Origin of the sequence: Pedobacter miscanthi (assembly GCF_032678605.1) — a bacterium.
Lineage (GTDB): Bacteria > Bacteroidota > Bacteroidia > Sphingobacteriales > Sphingobacteriaceae > Pedobacter > Pedobacter miscanthi_A.
Map to the genome: position 1 here is coordinate 126,962 of NZ_JAVTSU010000012.1, position 17,700 is coordinate 144,661.

16 protein-coding genes are annotated in these 17,700 nt (G+C 38.6%); 7 read left to right on the forward strand and 9 right to left on the reverse strand.

Features of this window, described 5'->3' with window-relative positions:
* Positions 1-100: 100 nt before the first annotated feature.
* Entirely contained in the window at positions 101-1,039 is a 939-nt protein-coding gene (locus R2R28_RS18430; protein WP_316827155.1) for a rhodanese-related sulfurtransferase, read from the reverse strand.
* A gap of 184 nt (positions 1,040-1,223) precedes the next feature.
* Positions 1,224-3,671 (reverse strand): DUF5686 and carboxypeptidase regulatory-like domain-containing protein, encoded by a 2,448-nt coding sequence (locus tag R2R28_RS18435; protein WP_316827156.1) that lies wholly within the window; start codon positions 3,669-3,671, stop codon positions 1,224-1,226.
* Between the two features lie 249 nt (positions 3,672-3,920).
* Here R2R28_RS18435 and kbl point away from each other — a divergent pair, with 249 nt between their 5' ends.
* The 4 genes from kbl to R2R28_RS18455 all read left to right on the forward strand — a co-directional run bounded on the left by kbl (position 3,921) and on the right by R2R28_RS18455 (position 7,284).
* Positions 3,921-5,108: a glycine C-acetyltransferase gene (gene kbl, locus R2R28_RS18440; RefSeq protein ID WP_316827157.1), complete on the forward strand. Its 1,188-nt coding sequence runs from the start codon at positions 3,921-3,923 to the stop codon at positions 5,106-5,108.
* A gap of 148 nt (positions 5,109-5,256) precedes the next feature.
* Complete coding sequence (gene pheS, locus R2R28_RS18445) at positions 5,257-6,297, forward strand: phenylalanine--tRNA ligase subunit alpha (RefSeq protein WP_316827158.1); 1,041 nt, start codon at positions 5,257-5,259, stop codon at positions 6,295-6,297.
* Positions 6,297-6,707 carry a hypothetical protein gene (locus R2R28_RS18450; protein ID WP_316827159.1) on the forward strand — a complete coding sequence of 137 codons (411 nt, stop codon included), beginning with the start codon at positions 6,297-6,299 and terminating at the stop codon, positions 6,705-6,707. Before pheS ends, R2R28_RS18450 begins: the two co-directional genes overlap by 1 nt.
* Before the next feature lies 1 nt (position 6,708).
* Positions 6,709-7,284 (forward strand): TetR/AcrR family transcriptional regulator, encoded by a 576-nt coding sequence (locus R2R28_RS18455; protein ID WP_113950607.1) that lies wholly within the window; start codon positions 6,709-6,711, stop codon positions 7,282-7,284.
* Positions 7,285-7,402: 118 nt separating this feature from the next.
* Here the strand turns inward: R2R28_RS18455 and R2R28_RS18460 are convergent, their stop codons facing one another.
* The 5 genes from R2R28_RS18460 to carA form a co-directional block, all read right to left on the reverse strand.
* Positions 7,403-8,086, reverse strand: coding sequence for an XAC2610-related protein (locus R2R28_RS18460; protein ID WP_316827160.1), 684 nt, complete (start codon positions 8,084-8,086; stop codon positions 7,403-7,405).
* A gap of 55 nt (positions 8,087-8,141) precedes the next feature.
* Complete coding sequence (locus tag R2R28_RS18465) at positions 8,142-9,098, reverse strand: Fic family protein (protein ID WP_316827161.1); 957 nt, start codon at positions 9,096-9,098, stop codon at positions 8,142-8,144.
* A gap of 117 nt (positions 9,099-9,215) precedes the next feature.
* A complete protein-coding gene (locus R2R28_RS18470) occupies positions 9,216-10,337 on the reverse strand; it encodes an ABC transporter permease (protein ID WP_316827162.1) in 1,122 nt (373 codons plus the stop codon).
* A gap of 77 nt (positions 10,338-10,414) precedes the next feature.
* The gene (locus tag R2R28_RS18475; protein ID WP_316827163.1) at positions 10,415-11,179 is read right to left on the reverse strand and encodes an ABC transporter ATP-binding protein; all 765 of its coding nucleotides are present in this window, start codon (positions 11,177-11,179) and stop codon (positions 10,415-10,417) included.
* Between the two features lie 319 nt (positions 11,180-11,498).
* On the reverse strand, positions 11,499-12,611 hold the full coding sequence (gene carA / locus R2R28_RS18480; protein ID WP_316827164.1) for a glutamine-hydrolyzing carbamoyl-phosphate synthase small subunit: 1,113 nt from the start codon (positions 12,609-12,611) through the stop codon (positions 11,499-11,501).
* 321 nt (positions 12,612-12,932) lie between these two features.
* Between carA and panB the strand changes: the two genes are divergently transcribed.
* From panB to R2R28_RS18495, 3 genes are all read left to right on the forward strand, one after another.
* Positions 12,933-13,748 carry a 3-methyl-2-oxobutanoate hydroxymethyltransferase gene (gene panB / locus R2R28_RS18485; protein WP_316827165.1) on the forward strand — a complete coding sequence of 272 codons (816 nt, stop codon included), beginning with the start codon at positions 12,933-12,935 and terminating at the stop codon, positions 13,746-13,748.
* A gap of 196 nt (positions 13,749-13,944) precedes the next feature.
* Positions 13,945-14,631 carry an RluA family pseudouridine synthase gene (locus R2R28_RS18490; protein WP_108198402.1) on the forward strand — a complete coding sequence of 229 codons (687 nt, stop codon included), beginning with the start codon at positions 13,945-13,947 and terminating at the stop codon, positions 14,629-14,631.
* Positions 14,632-14,741: 110 nt separating this feature from the next.
* On the forward strand, positions 14,742-15,170 hold the full coding sequence (locus R2R28_RS18495; RefSeq protein WP_316827166.1) for a hypothetical protein: 429 nt from the start codon (positions 14,742-14,744) through the stop codon (positions 15,168-15,170).
* Between the two features lie 164 nt (positions 15,171-15,334).
* Here the strand turns inward: R2R28_RS18495 and R2R28_RS18500 are convergent, their stop codons facing one another.
* Positions 15,335-15,808, reverse strand: a complete 474-nt coding sequence (locus tag R2R28_RS18500; RefSeq protein WP_316827167.1) for a hypothetical protein — start codon at positions 15,806-15,808, stop codon at positions 15,335-15,337.
* Positions 15,809-16,131: 323 nt separating this feature from the next.
* Positions 16,132-17,580: a glycoside hydrolase family 30 protein gene (locus tag R2R28_RS18505; protein WP_316827168.1), complete on the reverse strand. Its 1,449-nt coding sequence runs from the start codon at positions 17,578-17,580 to the stop codon at positions 16,132-16,134.
* Positions 17,581-17,700: the final 120 nt, after the last annotated feature.

The following is a 17,700-nucleotide window of genomic DNA, read 5'->3' on the forward strand; positions in this document are numbered from 1 at the left end:
ATAAGTATGGCTATAGGCCATCAACCATAAAACTACGGATCATTAATCGATGGACTAATTAACTATGGCTATAGGCTATCAACCATAAAACTATGAACCATTAACCGATTTTCATAGCCACCGGCTGCGGAACCTTTACATAATATCCAGTGCCATCATATGGACGCTTGCGTGGATTGGTAGTGCACGCTGTTGAGCAGCAGCCCTGTAGTGCATCTCCGCAATCATCGCATTGGGTAATGTGCTCGTTACATTCCGGATTGGCACAGTTGATCATTTTAGGCGTGGTTTTACCACAGTTATAACAAACCGAAACAATACTAGGGTTTACCTCGTTTACATCAACGGCAATACGGTTATCGAAAACATAACATTTGCCTTCAAAATCCTTTCCTCCGGCTTCTTTTCCGTATTTAATAATGCCACCATGTAATTGGTAAACATCGTTAAAACCATGGTGTAAAAGCAAAGCAGAAGCTTTTTCGCACTTAATCCCACCTGTACAGTACGTTAATATCTTCTTGTCTTTATATTGGGCAAGCTGATTGATCTGTTCAGGGAAATCGCGGAAATTCTCAATATCAAGGGTTACTGCATTTTTAAATTTACCCAGGTTATGTTCGTAATTAGAACGTACATCAAGGATGATTACATCCTCATCATCTTTCATTTTCATGAAATCAACGGGCTCTAAATGTTTTCCTGTTTTTTCGTTCGGATTAATAATCGAAGTATCCCTTAAACCTGAGTGTACAATCTCTGATTTATAACGGCAGTGCATTTTCAGGAAAGAAGGCTCTTCAACATCATCTATCTTAAATTCTGTTTTTGCAAATCTTTCATCGGCGTGTATGGCTTCCATGTAAGCTTCGCAAGCTTCGGCAGTACCAGAAACGGTTCCGTTTAAACCCTCGTCGGCAACGATAATACGGCCAACTAAATCTAACGATTTACAAAATTTAAGGTGATCGGCAGCAAATTGTTCTGCCTCTGCTATATAACTATAGCAATAGTAAAGTAAGGTCTGATATTTTTTCATAACGCTGTTGATACCGTTGCAAACGGCGTTTAAAGCGGGGCAAAGATAGTAAAAAAGGTTTAAGGTAAAAGGCTTAAGGTATAAGGTTTTTAACTACTGCTTTCAGAGTATTCCTTTTTTAAGAATCACATCTAAAATTAATTGAAGCTTACCTTACGCCTTATACCCTATGCCTTAAACCCTATTAAAAGCCGTACGAAATCCTAAATCCTTGCGTTAACTTGGTTCCACCGTCGTAGGCAAAGCCATAACTGGCGCGTAATACGAGGCGCTGGATACCAAAATAAAATTCTTTGTAATTTCTTTTTTCAGGAGAAGACAGATAACCTCCGCCGATAAATTCTTCCAGCTTCGCTTTGCGCAATAAAGGAATTTTATTCATAAAGAAACCAGCAAAATTATGCTCCAGGTGGGCCTCGAAATATTGTTGGTTCGTACTAAACTGGTAAAAATCTAAATATTGGAATTTCCTTAAATTAGGAGGGAAGATGGTAGAAATGTTACCCGCGAAATGTTTAAAATCAGGGTAGTACATTTTTTCGTTGTTCAGGAACTTGCCCACACCTGCCAAAAACGAGGTATATCCCCATAATCCCAACCCAATCCTATCCTGAGAAACTTCAAGTTTTACAAAATCGTAATCAACATCGCTGTTTAATACACCATTAAATCCCTTTTTATATAAAACCGTAATTTTCGGAAACTTAGATTCCGTATAAAACTTGCCATCAGGGCGGCTAATGTATTGCTGTCCGATAGTATAGGTTAAACTTGCCGTTGCACTTAAAGTATTATATGTAGGAAATAGCGGTGTTTCTGTTGCCGGACTAAAAGGGTTGTTTGAGGTAAACTCCCTTTCTTTCGCATCGATAATTTTAAATGTAGAGTTATTCGTTAATGTTTTGTTTCTGCTATAATCTACGCTTACACTTCCCTGAAGACCTGAAGCCAGTTCGCGGGTAGTATTGATATTAATAAAACTCTTTTCATAAAACTTAGCAAAGTTTTTTTCATAAAATAATGAATTGATGGAGTTACCCAATGTCGTCATAGAACCAAGATTGTTCAGGTCGAAAATGCCGTTACCGAACGATGCACCCACACTGGCCCGTTTAAGTGGGTTATAATAGTAGCTTCCGGTTAAAGTGCCGGTAAGTTTTTGATTGGCAAAACCATACCTCAATTCCGGGCGGATGGAATAGTTTCTGTTGTTTTCAAATACCTTTCGGTAGGTAACACCATATTTAACAGCAAAACCTTCTACCGTATTATAAAATATCGATTTCAGTATAGGATCGAATGACCAATATTCTTTATCATACCGGTCGTTAATGCTGTAACCCCTCAGTAATAATTTTCCAATTCCAAACTTATTGTTGTCTTTTTCAAGCGAATCGAGGTATTTCTTCGATTCCTTTAATTTAGCAACGCTGTCTTTTTTTACATAGTTGATTTTTTCATCCTCGGTTAAAGGAATGGGCCTGTTGTTTTTCCAGTACACAGAATCTTTCTTGTTCACCATTTCGGTAACTTTTAAAATCTCACCACTAAAAAAGTTTTTTGGAAATTTAGGATCAAGGTTATAATTACTGTAAATCCCCACAAAATAACCTGCTATTTTAAAGCCTAATACATTGCCTGCAAACTGAAAATTAATGGTGGTAGGCATATACACCTCATTTACCTTGGTAAACTGCTGACTGATGTTTAAGGTATCAATAAAGTTGATCCCTGCGTTTTTGGTCAGGTAAACATCAGTATTGTAAATTCTCCAGCTGTCATCAATAATATAAATAATGCCCCTGAAAACCGGATCATTTTCACGACGTGGAATCACCTCGATTTTATGGATGGTTTCACCATTTTCCTTGCTTTCGCCAAGTAACTTATATTTATAATAAAAAAGGGCATTATCAGCTATTGGCGAAATAAAACCCCTTGCACTTAACTTATTTTCTAGCAGATAGTTATCGTAAAAATTGATAATCAGGTCTGATGCCTTATTAAAACTAAAAGTATTGTTCCTTCCGGCAACCTTAGATGAAATCATTTCTTCATGCACATCATTAGGCCTTCTGAAATTAAATTTGCTCTGCGATTCTGATAAATAAATAATACCTTTTCGGTTGGTATCCAGTTCTAAAACTTTTTGTATATCCTGACCGAAGAATTTTTTAGGTGCGCCCCTTAAACGCTGAACGCCTTTAATATAAACATCGCAGCTAAACGCTTTAACTTCATTTAAGTGTGCTTTTCTTTGTTTAATAGCCTTACGGATAATGGCATAAGCAGGATCTTCGGCATTTGCCCTGATATTTACATTTTCTAAAGTATAACTTTCTGGTGATAGCGTTACATTGAGTGAAAGATCTGCCGATACATTTACAATATGCTCCTGCTGCTTGTAACCCACAGCCCTAAAACTTAAAGTATGTTCTCCGGTTTTCAGCTTTACCGAATATTTTCCATCAACATTTGCCGAAGTACCTGTAGTGGTATTTTTTAAATAAACAGATGCAAACGGAACAGGTTGTCCGTTCGTATCTTTAACGGTACCGGTAACTGTAAAGTGTTGAGCAAAAACAAAATTGGTGAGGCCACAAAAAAATAGGAGCGCGCAAATTCTTATCATAAGGTAGATTAGTAAGCTATAAATATCGAATATCTTTTAACACTATACACATAGTTGTGTGTTAAAGTTTGTTAAGATCGAAAAAATAGTAGTCAATAGGTATGGTTTTTATCAAAATTAAAGCTGTAATTACGATTATAAGATCAATCAAACGTTTGTTTGTGAAATGAGTGGTTAAAATTGCCTTTATAGGGCAGAAAAGACTTTTTTTTATAACTTTGGACATAAATTCAACCATATAAAAAGGCCATGTACAAAACATTACAACCAGTTCTTCAAAAAGAGCTTGAAGAAATCGAAAACGCTGGATTATTTAAACGCGAAAGGATCATTATTACTCCTCAGGGTGCCGATATTAAAGTAAGCGGCGGCGCTGAAGTAGTCAATTTCTGTGCAAATAATTATTTAGGACTTTCTTCTCACCCAAAAGTGATCGAAGCAGCCAAAAAAGCGATAGACGATCATGGCTATGGAATGTCTTCAGTACGTTTTATCTGTGGAACACAAGATGTACATAAAGAATTGGAAGCAAAAATTTCTAAGTTTTTAGGTACAGAAGATACCATTTTATATGCGGCTGCATTTGATGCAAACGGGGGTGTTTTTGAGCCTTTGTTTAATGCTGAAGATGCCATTATTTCTGATGAATTAAACCATGCATCGATCATTGATGGGGTACGTTTATGTAAAGCACAACGTTTCCGTTATAAAAATGCGGATATGGAAGACCTGGAAAAACAATTGATCGCTGCAAAAGATTGCCGTCACAGAATTATTGTTACCGATGGCGCTTTCTCTATGGATGGATCGGTTGCTCCATTAGATAAAATTGCTGATCTGGCTGATAAATATGAAGCCCTGATCATGATTGATGAATCGCATTGTACTGGTTTCATCGGTAAAAACGGTCGCGGAACCCACGAACATTTTAATGTAATAGATCGCATTGATATCATTACCGGTACTTTAGGTAAAGCTTTAGGCGGTGCATCGGGCGGTTTTACTTCTGGTAAAAAAGAAATTATCGATATGTTGCGTCAACGTTCACGTCCATACTTATTTTCAAATACTTTAGCTCCGGCAATTGCAGGTGCATCTATTGCAGTATTGGATATGCTGAGCGAAACTACCTCATTAAGGGATAAATTAGAAAGCAATACCCAATATTTCCGTGAGAAAATGACGGCAGCTGGATTTGACATTAAACCAGGTTTCCACCCAATTGTTCCCGTAATGTTGTACGATGCTAAAATTGCACAACAATTTGCGGCTAAAATGCTTGAAGAAGGTATTTATGTAATTGGTTTCTTTTATCCTGTGGTGCCTCAGGGCAAAGCCAGGATCCGTGTACAGTTATCTGCCGGGCATGAGCAACATCATTTAGATAAAGCAATTGCTGCTTTTACCAAAGTAGGAAAAGAACTTGGCGTGATTTAAAATAATAAGATTTAAGATAATACAAAAGCTGCTATTTAGCGGCTTTTGTTGTTTATGGGTTCATTTTCTTATATAATGGTATTGTAAACAGATTATTTGAACCCGGCAACCCTAAAATTATTAGATAATTTGCTGTATATTTGGAGCCATGTTACAGGACAAAATAACACAATATACCGAAAAAATTAATGCTTTCGTAACTGAAAAAGCAGACGAACTAGAGCAATTCCGTATTAAATATTTAGGAAGCAAAGGGGTAATTAAAGAGATTTTCGACGAATTTAAATCCGTTTCTGTTGAAGAAAAAAGATCTTTAGGTAAAGTTTTAAATGAATTTAAACAACTTGCCGAATCAAAATATCAAACATTAAAAGAATCTACTGAAAGTACCGAAACCAAAAGTGAAAATTCTCAACTTGATTTAACTTTACCGGGCGAAGGTTTTGAGATTGGTTCACGCCATCCTTTAGCTTTAGTACGCAGGGAAATTGTAGAGATTTTTGCTAAGCTTGGTTTTACGGTAGCAGAAGGTCCTGAGATTGAAGATGATTGGCATAACTTTTCTGCGTTAAACTTCCCTGAAGAGCACCCTGCAAGAGATATGCAGGATACATTTTTCATTAAAAAAGGTGGCGCAAAAGGTGATATCGCTTTGCGTACACATACTTCATCTGTACAAGTGAGGATGATGGAGCAGGGGCAACCACCCTTTAGGGCAATTATGCCGGGCCGTGTTTACCGTAACGAGGCCATTTCCGCCAGGGCACATTGCTTTTTCCATCAGGTAGAAGGTTTGTATGTTGATGAAAATGTTTCATTCGCCGATTTAAAGCAAACCTTATTTTATTTTGTTCAGGAATTGTACGGAGAAGGTACTAAAGTGCGTTTCCGTCCGTCATATTTCCCTTTTACAGAGCCATCTGCAGAGATGGATATTTCTTGTACCATTTGTAAAGGAGCCGGCTGCCAGTTTTGTAAATACAGTGGATGGGTAGAAATTTTGGGCTGCGGTATGGTAGATCCAAATGTTTTGGAAAACTGTGGTATCGATTCGAAAAAATACAGCGGTTTCGCGTTCGGGATGGGAATTGAACGGATCACCAATTTAAAATACGAAATTAAAGATCTGCGCTTATTCTCTGAGAATGATGCACGTTTCTTAAAGCAATTTAAATCTGCTTTAATTTAATGATGAAATATTTATACAGCATATTATTTATCCTGGTATTAACTACAGGTTGCGGTAAGGATGAAGGTTACATTCCGGATGTACCCGTAAATTACAATGTTACGCTAACCGAATTTAGCATCAAAGCGGTAAATAATGTGTTAGTAGTGCCAAATTACGGCGTTGGTGGCTTGCTGATCGTAAAAACACCACTGGGTACTTATGTTGCCTTCGATCGTTGCAGTACCGTAAATCCGGAGAAAATCTGCAAAGTAGCGCCTGACGATAGCGGGGTAACCGCAACAGACCCTTGTTCTGGAGCAAAATTCTCATTGCTTGATGGCAGTCCACAAAAAGCACCTGCCGAAAAAAGCTTAAAAGCATACAATATCTCGTTGCAGGGCAACACACTATTACACGTAAACAATTAAAATGGAAGCTGAAAAAATAAAAGAAACAGTAAAAAAGGCTGCCAAAGAATTATTTAGAAAATACGGTTATCATAAAACCAGCGTAAACGAAATTGCAAAAAAGGCACGTATTGCCAAAGCAACCATTTATAAATATTTTGAAAGTAAAGAGCAGGTATTGGATAGCATCCTGATGGATTATCTTGATCAGAACCTGCACGAAATTTTACACAATAAAGTAAGTTACGCCTCAGAAGAAGAGCATTTAAAAGCGTTGGTAATGAAAACCAGCCGTTTGTCTTTTACGGCCTGTAATGAGTTTATAGGTTGGGATTTTGTACGCGAAAATGCAAACTCACAGGAATTTCTAAAGCATTTATCAGATCAATTGGAGGCTTTGCTGCTTGCAGCATATCTACAACTGGATAACTTTAAAAATAACCCGGCCAGAAGAGAAGGATTAGCCTTTTTGCTAAAAGCCAGTAAGAGCATTGTATTCTCGTTTGCATTTACCTCGGTAAGCGATTCAGACGTACGCAAGAATTTTGTAAGCTTTCAGAAAGAGATCTTGCCGTTTTTGGTAAAAGCAGCACTTTAAAATAATCAGAATTTAATTCTCAAAGTCGTCATCTCGACCGAAACGCAGTGGAGAGATCTATCCCGAGATAGGTTTCTCCGCTGGGTGGTACTCCGCTTGAAATGACGGTAGATTTTGGCTATTGATTATAATAATCTTTCATCTTAAATTTCTGCACCGTTCTTTTCATTTTGCCGTCAACCAGTTTTTGGGTAATCACCGTAACATAATCAGCAATACTCGAATCTTCAATTACCGATGAGTCTTCATATAGTGCATTTTTATTGCCGTATTTGTAATTAATCGTCTTATCGAAACAGCATCCGTCTTTTTGATGGATGGATACCTGTTGTGCTTTTTTATCTATATCAAACATGCCGAGATTTTCGCTGGCCAGTTTGGTTAATTCGCTGTTCAGTACAAACTTATTTTCGGCTGCTGCCAGGTACACATCGTAAGATGGACTCATATAAGCACCTTTATTCCCATTTCTGATGGCGATATCTTCAAGTCCGTCAAAATTAAAATCGCCGAAAATTAGCGGTGTCTGATATTTTCCGAGTTCGAGCCAGCCCAGTTTAGCATCCTGCGTTTCGGTTAAGCCAAATTCGAGGTCTTCAGAATGAAAAGTATCTATTTCGCGGTCTGTTGCTTTATCGTAAATAATAATAGTCGCTTTTCCATCACAGGTTCTGCTCTCGCACTTATCTACAATAATTTTGGCCTTATATTGATTTGAGCTGTTATTGGCGAGGAATTTAAACTGTGCTTTTGCAGTATTGGCAATCAATAAAATACTACAGAAGATGATCAAATTTTTCATTTAATATTTTTTGGTAAAATTACATCATTATCAAACCGCAAAAAGTTAAAAAAAGTTAACGTTTCCTTTTGCGCGTTTGGATATAGCTTTTTACTGCAGCTTTTGTGGTAAGCCAATCCCTGCCTTCTTTGTAGGCATCTATTTTGCCCTGCCTTGCCAATAAACTTACATACTCTTGCCCGTAAGGAACATCAGGCTCTGAAACGATGTGCGAAATAGGTTCGTAATCGCCATATGTGCTATTGGGTAATGCATTTAGATAGATATTTAAAGAACGTTCTACTGCCTGCAGCATAAGCAGGCAGAGTTTATGGTATTTACCCTTATTGGCCTGATTAAGTGCTTCGTAGTATTTCTTTCTGTCGTTTTTAAGAATAATGGCAGGGGGGAAGCCTTTACGCATCAATAATAGATTCATAGCGAGCCTTACCGTACGACCGTTTCCATCGAAAAAAGGGTGTATCCAAACCAGTTTATGGTGAAAGATAGTTGATAATACAATATCATTTAAACCTAAAGGGTTATCATTAACAAATATGATCAACTGATCTAACAGATCGGAAACCTTATTGGCATTGGGGGGCGTAAAATTTGCGCCAACAATACGCACACCGCCATTTCTTAAGCGGCCGGCATAATCATCTTCAATGCTGCGTAAAACCAAGCCATGCAATGATAAGATATCGATGCTCCTGAGTATATATTTATTGTTTACAAGGGTGTAGAGATAATCGATGGCTTTTTCGTGGTTAAAGGCTTCGAAGTGTTCTCTTAGTGATTTGCCTTTAATGGTAATGCCTTCCTGTAAAACCATCTGGGTTTCTTTCAGGCTTAGGGTATTTCCTTCTATACTGTTCGAGTTGTACGTCCACTCGAGGGTAAGATCTTCTTTGATGCGGTGTAGGGCACTATTAGGCAAGGGCCTCGAGTTTTCCAACTTGGTCTTTTTATCGTACAACCTGCCTATTTGTTGTTGTAACTCTTCTAAATCGCTTAAATCAAAATCCCACACACCCAAATATACTAATTATCGGTTGAATATAAAAATACTACTATCCGATATTAAAATTTTTCACAAAAAAAAAGATAACCAGGCGGTTATCTTTTTAAATTCTTTTTATCATGTTGGTTATTCCCACTTAAATACTTTAACGGCTACGGCATAAATGCCAATTCCCCAAAGTAAAAGGATCATAATCTGGAATTTAACATCCCATAAGCCTACGCCTTCAAAAGCAACTTTGCGCATGGCGTCGTTTAAATAGGTTAGAGGTAAAGCTCTGCTGATGGGCTGTAACCAGCTTGGAAAAGCTTCTATAGAAAAGAAAGTTCCTGATAATAAAAACTGTGGCAAGGTTACAATATTAGAGATAGGCGGTACCATACTTTCGCTTTTTGCAATGCCCGAAATAATAAAACCAAAGCCCATAAAAACAATAATGCCCATTGTTGCCAGTATCAGCATATTGACGACCGTGATTGCCCCGTGGACGAGTGTAAAGCCAAAAAAGAAGTGTCCGATTAAAATGATAAATAAAGCACCTATTAAAGCGAAACCGATACGGGCTATACCTTCGCCTATTACAATGCTCGATCGTCTTACTGGTGTAGCAAAAAAGCGTTTAATGACCAAAGTTTGGCGCAGACTTAAAAAAACGAATGCCGTTCCGAAAACACCTGTGCTCAAAAGTGAGAACCCCAACTGTCCGGGTAGGATAAAATCGATGGTTTTATATTCACGACCGGTTATGGTGCTTTCTTTTATTTCTGCTACGGTTGGTTTTAAGGTTTTATCATAAAAAATATTGTTTAAAACCGATTTTAAAATTCCGCCTTTATCTCTTGATGCGGAAGTGTAAACCACATTAACCGAATAGGCTGCAGAATTTACTTTTCTATGCACATCAATCATGGCATCTACATTGCCTTTTTCAAGCAATTTATCAAAATCGGCTTTCGATTTATTTTTAACCAAACGAATCATACCTGTTTTTTCCAGCATACCCATAACCGGGTTGTTTACATCAGAGCCTGGTGTTACCCCAACATCGATGTGGGTGCCGCCGCCGCCCAAAAAGCCAAAAACGAGGATAAATATTAAAGGGAAAGCTAGCGTAAACACCACCGCCGAAGGGCTCCGCATAATCGACCGGAAACTCGCTTTGGCGAGGGCAAGGGTTGCTGTAAGGTTACTATAGTTCCCAGCCCCTAAAGGGGAGCCTGAATTTCTATCGTGTATATTTTTTTGCATATTAATTCTGCTGGATTCTATTTTTGAACTATGTATTAAACTTCGACATTAAGTTCCCCCTTTAGGGAGTTAAGGGGTTACTCACGCCATTCCTGACCAGTAAGATTGATGAAAACATCTTCCAGGTTGGCCTTTTTAACCTCTTTTTTGCGCTCAAAACCACTGCTTACTAATTTATCGATTAAATTATCTGGAGTATCCAGCGCGATAATCTGACCACGTTCTACAAAAGCAACACGATCACAAAGCTGCTCGGCCTCATCCATATAGTGTGTAGTAATTACAACCGTTGTGCCAGCATTGCGGATCTCGATAATCAGGTCCCAAAGATTTCTGCGGGCCTGTGGGTCTAACCCTGTTGTAGGTTCGTCAAGGAAAATAATTTTGGGTTGGTTGATCAGTGTGGTTGCGATAGAAAAGCGTTGTTTCTGTCCGCCAGAAAGTGCTTTATATTTTGCTTTTGCCTTATCCTGAAGATTTACTTTTTCCAGCATTTCCATTGGTTTAATGTTGGCGCCATATAAGCCGGCAAAAAGTTCAATCAGCTCAATCAGGTTAAGGTTAGGGTAATAACCAGCGGCCTGCAATTGCACACCTATAATCTGCTTAATGGCGTGTGCTTGTTGATCAACAGAAAAGCCATCGACAATAATTTCGCCTGACGTTTTTTCTCTTAAAGTCTCGATAATTTCGAGTGTGGTGGTTTTTCCAGCGCCATTAGGACCAAGCAGTCCAAAAATTTCATGCTCATAAACTTCAAAACTCAGCCCCTGAACGGCCACAAAATCATCGTACTTTTTTACCAGGTCTTTAACACTGATAATGGCTTTCTTTGTTTCCATATTGCGAATGTAAGGAGCTTTAAATGAATTGAAAATGAATTATGATGGAGATGATCTAAAATATCGGTAAAATGATGTTTTAAGCAGGCGAAATAGATTATAAAAGAAATCTGCGGACTGTCAGCCTGTTTTTGCCGCAAATCCGCAGATCTTATTCTTGTTTATTGGTTTATTGGTTCATTGGTCATTGGTTTATTGGTCATTGGTTCATTTGTTTGAACTTTCGCCCTAAACCTTCCACCTTCTGGCCTTCTACCTTAAACCTTTGGTTTTAAGCTTTCACTTCAAACTTTCAGCCTTTCAACCTTCTACCTTAACCCTACCAAACCAACTCGCCTTTCATTACTTCAACGAAATCGTCGAATAAGTAACGCGAATCGTGCGGGCCTGGAGAAGATTCAGGGTGATATTGAACTGAAAATGCTTTTTTGCCTTTAACACGGATACCTTCGATTGATTTATCGTTTAGGTTAATGTGTGTAATCTCTACTTTATCAGAATTTCTAACTTCATCAGGAATTACGCCAAAGCCGTGGTTTTGAGAAGTAACCTCGCAGTGGTTTTTAATGATGTTTTTAACCGGGTGGTTTAATCCACGGTGACCGTTAAACATTTTCATGGTGCCGATACCATTGGCTTCGGCCAATAACTGGTGACCTAAACAGATCCCGAACAATGGTTTATCTTCTGCTAAAATATCTTTAATGGTTTCTACAGCATAAGGCATTACCGATGGATCGCCAGGGCCGTTAGAAATAAAATAACCATCCGGACTAAATTTTTCCATTTCGGCAAAAGTAGTTTTAGCCGGGAAAACCTGTACGTAAATATCGCGGTTTTCGAAACTGCGTAAAATGTTTTTCTTAATGCCTAAATCTAAAGCGGCAACTTTTAAGCTCGCTTCAGGGTTTCCATAAAAATATGGCTCTGTTGTACTTACTTTTGATGAAAGCTCTAAGCCTTCCATTGAAGGTACTTCAGCCAGTTTTTGTTTTAATTCTTCTAAATCGGTAATTTCTGAAGAAATAATGGCATTCATAGCACCTTTATCCCTGATGTGACGAACCAATGCACGGGTATCAATATCAGAAATGGCCACTAAATTATCGTTCTGGAAATAATCCTGAATAGATTCTGTTGCTTCTTTACGGCTGTAAACGATGTTGTAATTTTTACAAACTAAACCAGCGATTTTAATCGAACCTGATTCGATTTCATCTTTATGGATACCGTAATTGCCAATATGTGAATTGGTGGTAACCATTATCTGTCCAAAATAACTTGGATCGGTAAAAATTTCCTGGTAACCTGTCATCCCGGTATTAAAACAAATTTCGCCAGTAGTGGTGCCAATTTTTCCGGCCGCTTTGCCGTAAAAAACTGTGCCATCGGCCAGTAATAAAATCGCAGGTAACTTGGTGTAGTTAGTCATGGTAATTACAATATGGATTTTGATTTAAAAAAGAGTTGAAAAAAGAATGGCTTTCGGCATTTAAGCCGTATTTGCAGGGTGCAAAAAAAGATGAATATATCCCTTCCATTTCGGGGTACAAAGATAGAGTTTTAGATTGGAAATGTAAAGAGAAAAGTGAAATAAGGTTTAAGTAAAAAGCGGAAAGACCAAAGCTGAAAGCTGTGAAGCTGGATTTTTAAGAAAAATGATTTAAGCTTGAGGTTGCTTTAGTCTTTTACCTTTGGTCTTTCAGCTTAATTAAAGAAAAAACAATACTTTTGACAACACAAAACAAATCCCATGTCGGTACATAAAGAAATCAAACGCATCACCACGCATACTTTACAGGAAATGAAGCAACGAGGTGAAAAAATATCGATGCTAACGGCCTACGATTATTCGATGGCTACTATTTTAGATGACGCAGGATTAGACGTTTTATTGGTTGGCGATTCTGCTTCCAATGTAATGGCTGGTCATGAAACAACTTTACCTATTACTTTAGATCAGATGATTTATCATGCTGCATCTGTAATCAGAGCGGTTAAACGCGCCTTTGTAGTGGTCGATTTACCTTTTGGTTCTTATCAGGGTAATTCAAAAGAAGCTTTAAATTCTGCCATCAGGATCATGAAAGAATCGGGTGCCCATGGCGTTAAATTAGAAGGTGGCGAAGAAATCATCGAATCGGTTCAGCGTATCATTACGGCTGGTATCCCGGTGATGGGGCATTTGGGCTTAACTCCACAGTCTATTTATAAATTTGGAACCTATACCGTTCGTGCTAAAGAAGAAGAAGAAGCCAATAAATTAAAAACCGATGTTTTGGCTTTGCAGGCTGCAGGTTGCTTTGCTATTGTGTTGGAGAAAATTCCTGCTGCTTTGGGTAAAGAAGTTACAGCAAGCCTGAATATCCCAACTATCGGTATTGGAGCCGGACAAGCCTGTGATGGGCAGGTTTTGGTAGTAAATGATATGATTGGTTTAACCAAAGGCTTTAAACCCCGTTTTTTACGCCAGTATATTAACCTTTACGACGAAATTTTAGGTGCTGCACAATCTTATATCCGTGATGTAAAGGGAAATGATTTCCCGAACGAGAAAGAACAGTATTAAGCCTGGAGTTTTGAGTTGGGAGTTTTGAGTCAGTTAACCGATTTATACAATTAACCAGTATTAGTTAGCAATCCCAAGTCTGTAGTCTTGAGTCTGAAATCGCCCATAAGCTAAACAAATTAACCAATAAACTTTCGCAATAGGCAATTTGCTTAACCAAATGAACTTATGACGAATGAACTAATGAACTAAACTAATGCCCATTACCGATAACGACATCCTTTTTGAAGACAACCATTTAATCGCCATTAATAAAAGGGCAGGTGATATTGTGCAGGTTGATGAAACCGGCGATGAACCTTTAGATGAACAGGTTAAAAAGTATATCGCTAAAAAATACAACAAACCTAATGGTGCCTTTTTAGGTGTAGTACACCGTTTAGATAGACCGGTAAGCGGCGTAATTTTATTCGCCAAAACCAGTAAAGCCTTAGAGCGGATGAATGCTGTTTTTAAAAATAGGGAAGTAAAAAAAACTTATTGGGCGGTAGTAAAGAATAAGCCAGAAAAAGAATCCGCTACTTTGATTCACTGGTTGGTTAAAAACCCGCAGAAAAACGTGGTTTCTTATTACAATACTGAAGTTACAGGTAGTCAGCGGGCAGAACTTTCTTATAAAGTGAAGGCAAAAGTGGGCGATTATTACCTTTTGGAAGTAGATCCCTTAACAGGACGTTCGCACCAGATCAGGGTTCAGCTATCGTCTATGGGATGCCCGATTATGGGCGATAATAAATATGGTTATCCACGCGGCAGCAGAAAAGGGAGTATCTGTTTACACGCCCGCCGTTTACAGTTTATTCATCCGGTAAAAAAGGAGCCGGTAAATATTTTTGCAAAACTCCCGGTTGATGGTTTTTGGGAGAGATTTGAAGATTTGTAAGCACATACCTCCTCTAATTCTACGTTCCGGTTACAATATTTAAGTATTTAACCGGATTTTTTACGATTTGGCACAATATTTCGTCACTTTGGGGCTAAAACCAAATCAAAATGAAAAACACCATCTTATCTATTGCTGCAGCTGGCTTATTAGCCACAACATTAGTTTCTTGCGACAGCACAAAAAAAACAGAAACGACTAAAGATTCAAGCGCAATTTCTGCAAACGGCGACACTGTTACGAAAGTGACCACTACAACAACTGAAACTGTTAAAACCGATGTTCCTACTTTCTCCAATGAAGAAGTAAATAAAGGTTTGGCAGAGTATAGCAAATTAAAAGATGAGTATGTTGCGGCTGTAAAAAGCAAAAATGCAGCAGAAATTAAAGCCATCAGCGATAAATACACCGCCTGGGCAAATCAGGCAACAGGCTGGGCTGCTAAGTTAAAGCCTGATGAAATACAAAAATACTCTGATTATGTGCTTAAGTTAAGTGAGGAGTGGACACAGGCAGCGAAGGATGCTGTAGGTAAATAGAAATTTGGTCGGGATTGCAAATCCCGGCCAACCTAAAAATCGTCATTGCGAGAAGGCTTCTTCAGCCGACGAAGCAATCTTTAGCGTACGAACTGGCATGAATGAAAGATTGCTTCGTTGTATCTCCTAATAATTGACGATTTATGGCTTGAGATGACGAAGTATTATTTACACTCAATTTTACCGAAAGCCATTGATCCTTCAAACTTTAGCTGATTGATATCTTTAAATTTTGTTTCGCCTTTAACTTCCTGCACATCACCAAAACCTTCGATCAACTGATCGCCCTTTTTTAAGAAAGCAACTTCCCTGACAGATGTTTGCCCTTCTGACTGAAATGTATAACTGGCAATAATGGTATCGCCTTTAATTACTCCGGCAATTGTGCCTGCATTTTTATCTTTCTCGTATAAATTATAACCGAGCGTGCCTGTTACCTTATTATCCTCGTTTTTGAGCGATAGGGTGGCCGTATCTCTGTTTTTAATATATTGGTAACACTGAATGGCATTTGGCGCGGTTTCGGCATTGGTTACAATGGTAGAATCTATTTTGGCCTGTGTCTTTTTTGCAGTGCCGCCCTGACAGGCAGCCACAAATAAAGCAGCAAGACTTAATACTGGGATGATGTTTTTCATTTTATTATCGGATTGATTTTTTTATTGTTAAGCAAAGGGCCTGCCAAAAAAAATGTTGAAGCCTCTATAGCGGAATGAGGCCAAGCCGATAAATTCTTCCGTGTTTTCCGTAAATCCGTGGCAAAAACTAAAAGGCTTATCGGTACGCTAACAAAATTAGACTGTGGATTGCAAATCCCGAGCAACTTAGAAGTCTTAAAAATCTTTCTAGATAGATTTCTCCACTACGGTCGAAATGACGAATCTGGATCGGGATGGTAGCCACTCTATAAACCAGAAAGCCCCGCAATGCGAGGCTAACTAAACAATTAAACAAAAAGATTTTACCAAACGTAAGTACCCACCGCACCTTTATCAAGGCTGGTGTTTACTGCTTTACCATTGTATTTAATATTGAATGCGGTTTCTGAACTGTTATTATTGCAAACAATCAATACGTTTTTGCCATCAGGTGTTTTAAAAGCTACGTTCTGAAGGTTGTTTGTAATGTTTGAAGCAATTCGTACAGAACCTGGTTTTACAAATTTAGAAGCATGGGCAATTACATAATAAGCCACATTTCGGCTAACCGCTGGTGCAATGGTTATAGCACCTAAACAAGTGGTACAGCCACCTTTATCGGTATGTGGATTATAGTTCGGATCGGCAGCTAAATTCCATTCTAAAACGTTGCGGCTCCAGTTACGGGTGGCCCCAACAATAAGGGTGGATACATGCCACTTTAAATCTTCTGCAAAGTTGCCCGGGCCACCAACCCATTGTTCGGTAAAGTATACGTTACGGTCAGGGTGTGCATTATGTACCTGCGTAAGTGCCGTAATCGGACCGGCATATAAGTGGAATGCAGAACCATCAACGTATTTTTTGGCATCAGCATCATTTAAAATGGTAATCGGATATTCCGGCTTGTCAGCGTTGTGATCATATACAATAATTTTCGTTTTAATCCCGCTGCTCTGAAATATTGGACCCAAAGCTGTTTTAATGAATTCTGCCTGATCTAAAGCCGTCATATACATACTTGGGTTATTACCGGGATGCAGTGGCTCATTTTGAGGCGTAATGGCATCAATTACAATTCCTTCAGCTTTCATGGCCTGGATGTATTTTACCAGATATTTGGCATAAGTTTGATAATATTCTGGCTTCAAACTACCGCCAATAAAACTTTTATTGGTTTTCATCCAGGTAGGGGCGGTCCATGGGGAACCTAAAAATTTGATTGTTGGGTTAATGGCCACAATCTTTTTTAATACCGGGATTAAATCTGCCTGTTCTTTAGCGATAGAAAACTTAGCTAAATTATCGTCGGTTTCTCCATCCGCCAGATCGTTGTATGTAAATGGATAAGCACTTAAGTCAGACCCGCCAATGCTAATCCGGATGTAACTTACCGCAATGGCATCATCAGTGGCACTAAAAAGCTCTTTTAACAATTTATCTTGCGCTGCGGCTGGTAAAGCGTTAATCAGGCTTGCACTGCCACCAGTTAGGGTATAACCAAAACCATCAATGCTTTGGAAAGTAGTAGCCGGATCTACCTCAATGGTTGGGTTGCTGTTGGTTGCTGTTGAAAAATTTAAGGCAACATTCTGTTTTTTTAACAATTGCGACTGATCACCTTTGGTTAACCAGAATGCTACATCAGTTTTAACAGGCTCGGTAGATGTAGGTGGTAGATTGTCGCTTTCATTTGCCCTGGGGCTTTTGCTGCAGGCACAGGCAACAATCAGGATGCTCAGCGCAGTGCCCAGGTTGTAAAAAGGTTTCATAATTATGGTTTTGGTTAGAGATTTCAGGGTATTTCGCATAGTATAAAAATGATAGGATATTTAAAATAGCAGTAGCACAAAACATAAATTGTCATCCTGAGCCTCCCGATGAAAAATCGG

Bases quoted from the DNA above. Each gene is read 5' to 3' on its own strand.
- R2R28_RS18430 (WP_316827155.1), bottom strand. From the start codon at position 1,039: ATGAAAAAATATCAGACCTTACTTTACTATTGCTATAGTTATATAGCA.
- R2R28_RS18435 (WP_316827156.1), bottom strand. From the start codon at position 3,671: ATGATAAGAATTTGCGCGCTCCTATTTTTTTGTGGCCTCACCAATTTT.
- kbl (WP_316827157.1), top strand. From the start codon at position 3,921: ATGTACAAAACATTACAACCAGTTCTTCAAAAAGAGCTTGAAGAAATC.
- pheS (WP_316827158.1), top strand. From the start codon at position 5,257: ATGTTACAGGACAAAATAACACAATATACCGAAAAAATTAATGCTTTC.
- R2R28_RS18450 (WP_316827159.1), top strand. From the start codon at position 6,297: ATGATGAAATATTTATACAGCATATTATTTATCCTGGTATTAACTACA.
- R2R28_RS18455 (WP_113950607.1), top strand. From the start codon at position 6,709: ATGGAAGCTGAAAAAATAAAAGAAACAGTAAAAAAGGCTGCCAAAGAA.
- R2R28_RS18460 (WP_316827160.1), bottom strand. From the start codon at position 8,086: ATGAAAAATTTGATCATCTTCTGTAGTATTTTATTGATTGCCAATACT.
- R2R28_RS18470 (WP_316827162.1), bottom strand. From the start codon at position 10,337: ATGCAAAAAAATATACACGATAGAAATTCAGGCTCCCCTTTAGGGGCT.
- R2R28_RS18475 (WP_316827163.1), bottom strand. From the start codon at position 11,179: ATGGAAACAAAGAAAGCCATTATCAGTGTTAAAGACCTGGTAAAAAAG.
- carA (WP_316827164.1), bottom strand. From the start codon at position 12,611: ATGACTAACTACACCAAGTTACCTGCGATTTTATTACTGGCCGATGGC.
- panB (WP_316827165.1), top strand. From the start codon at position 12,933: ATGTCGGTACATAAAGAAATCAAACGCATCACCACGCATACTTTACAG.
- R2R28_RS18490 (WP_108198402.1), top strand. From the start codon at position 13,945: ATGCCCATTACCGATAACGACATCCTTTTTGAAGACAACCATTTAATC.
- R2R28_RS18495 (WP_316827166.1), top strand. From the start codon at position 14,742: ATGAAAAACACCATCTTATCTATTGCTGCAGCTGGCTTATTAGCCACA.
- R2R28_RS18500 (WP_316827167.1), bottom strand. From the start codon at position 15,808: ATGAAAAACATCATCCCAGTATTAAGTCTTGCTGCTTTATTTGTGGCT.
- R2R28_RS18505 (WP_316827168.1), bottom strand. From the start codon at position 17,580: ATGAAACCTTTTTACAACCTGGGCACTGCGCTGAGCATCCTGATTGTT.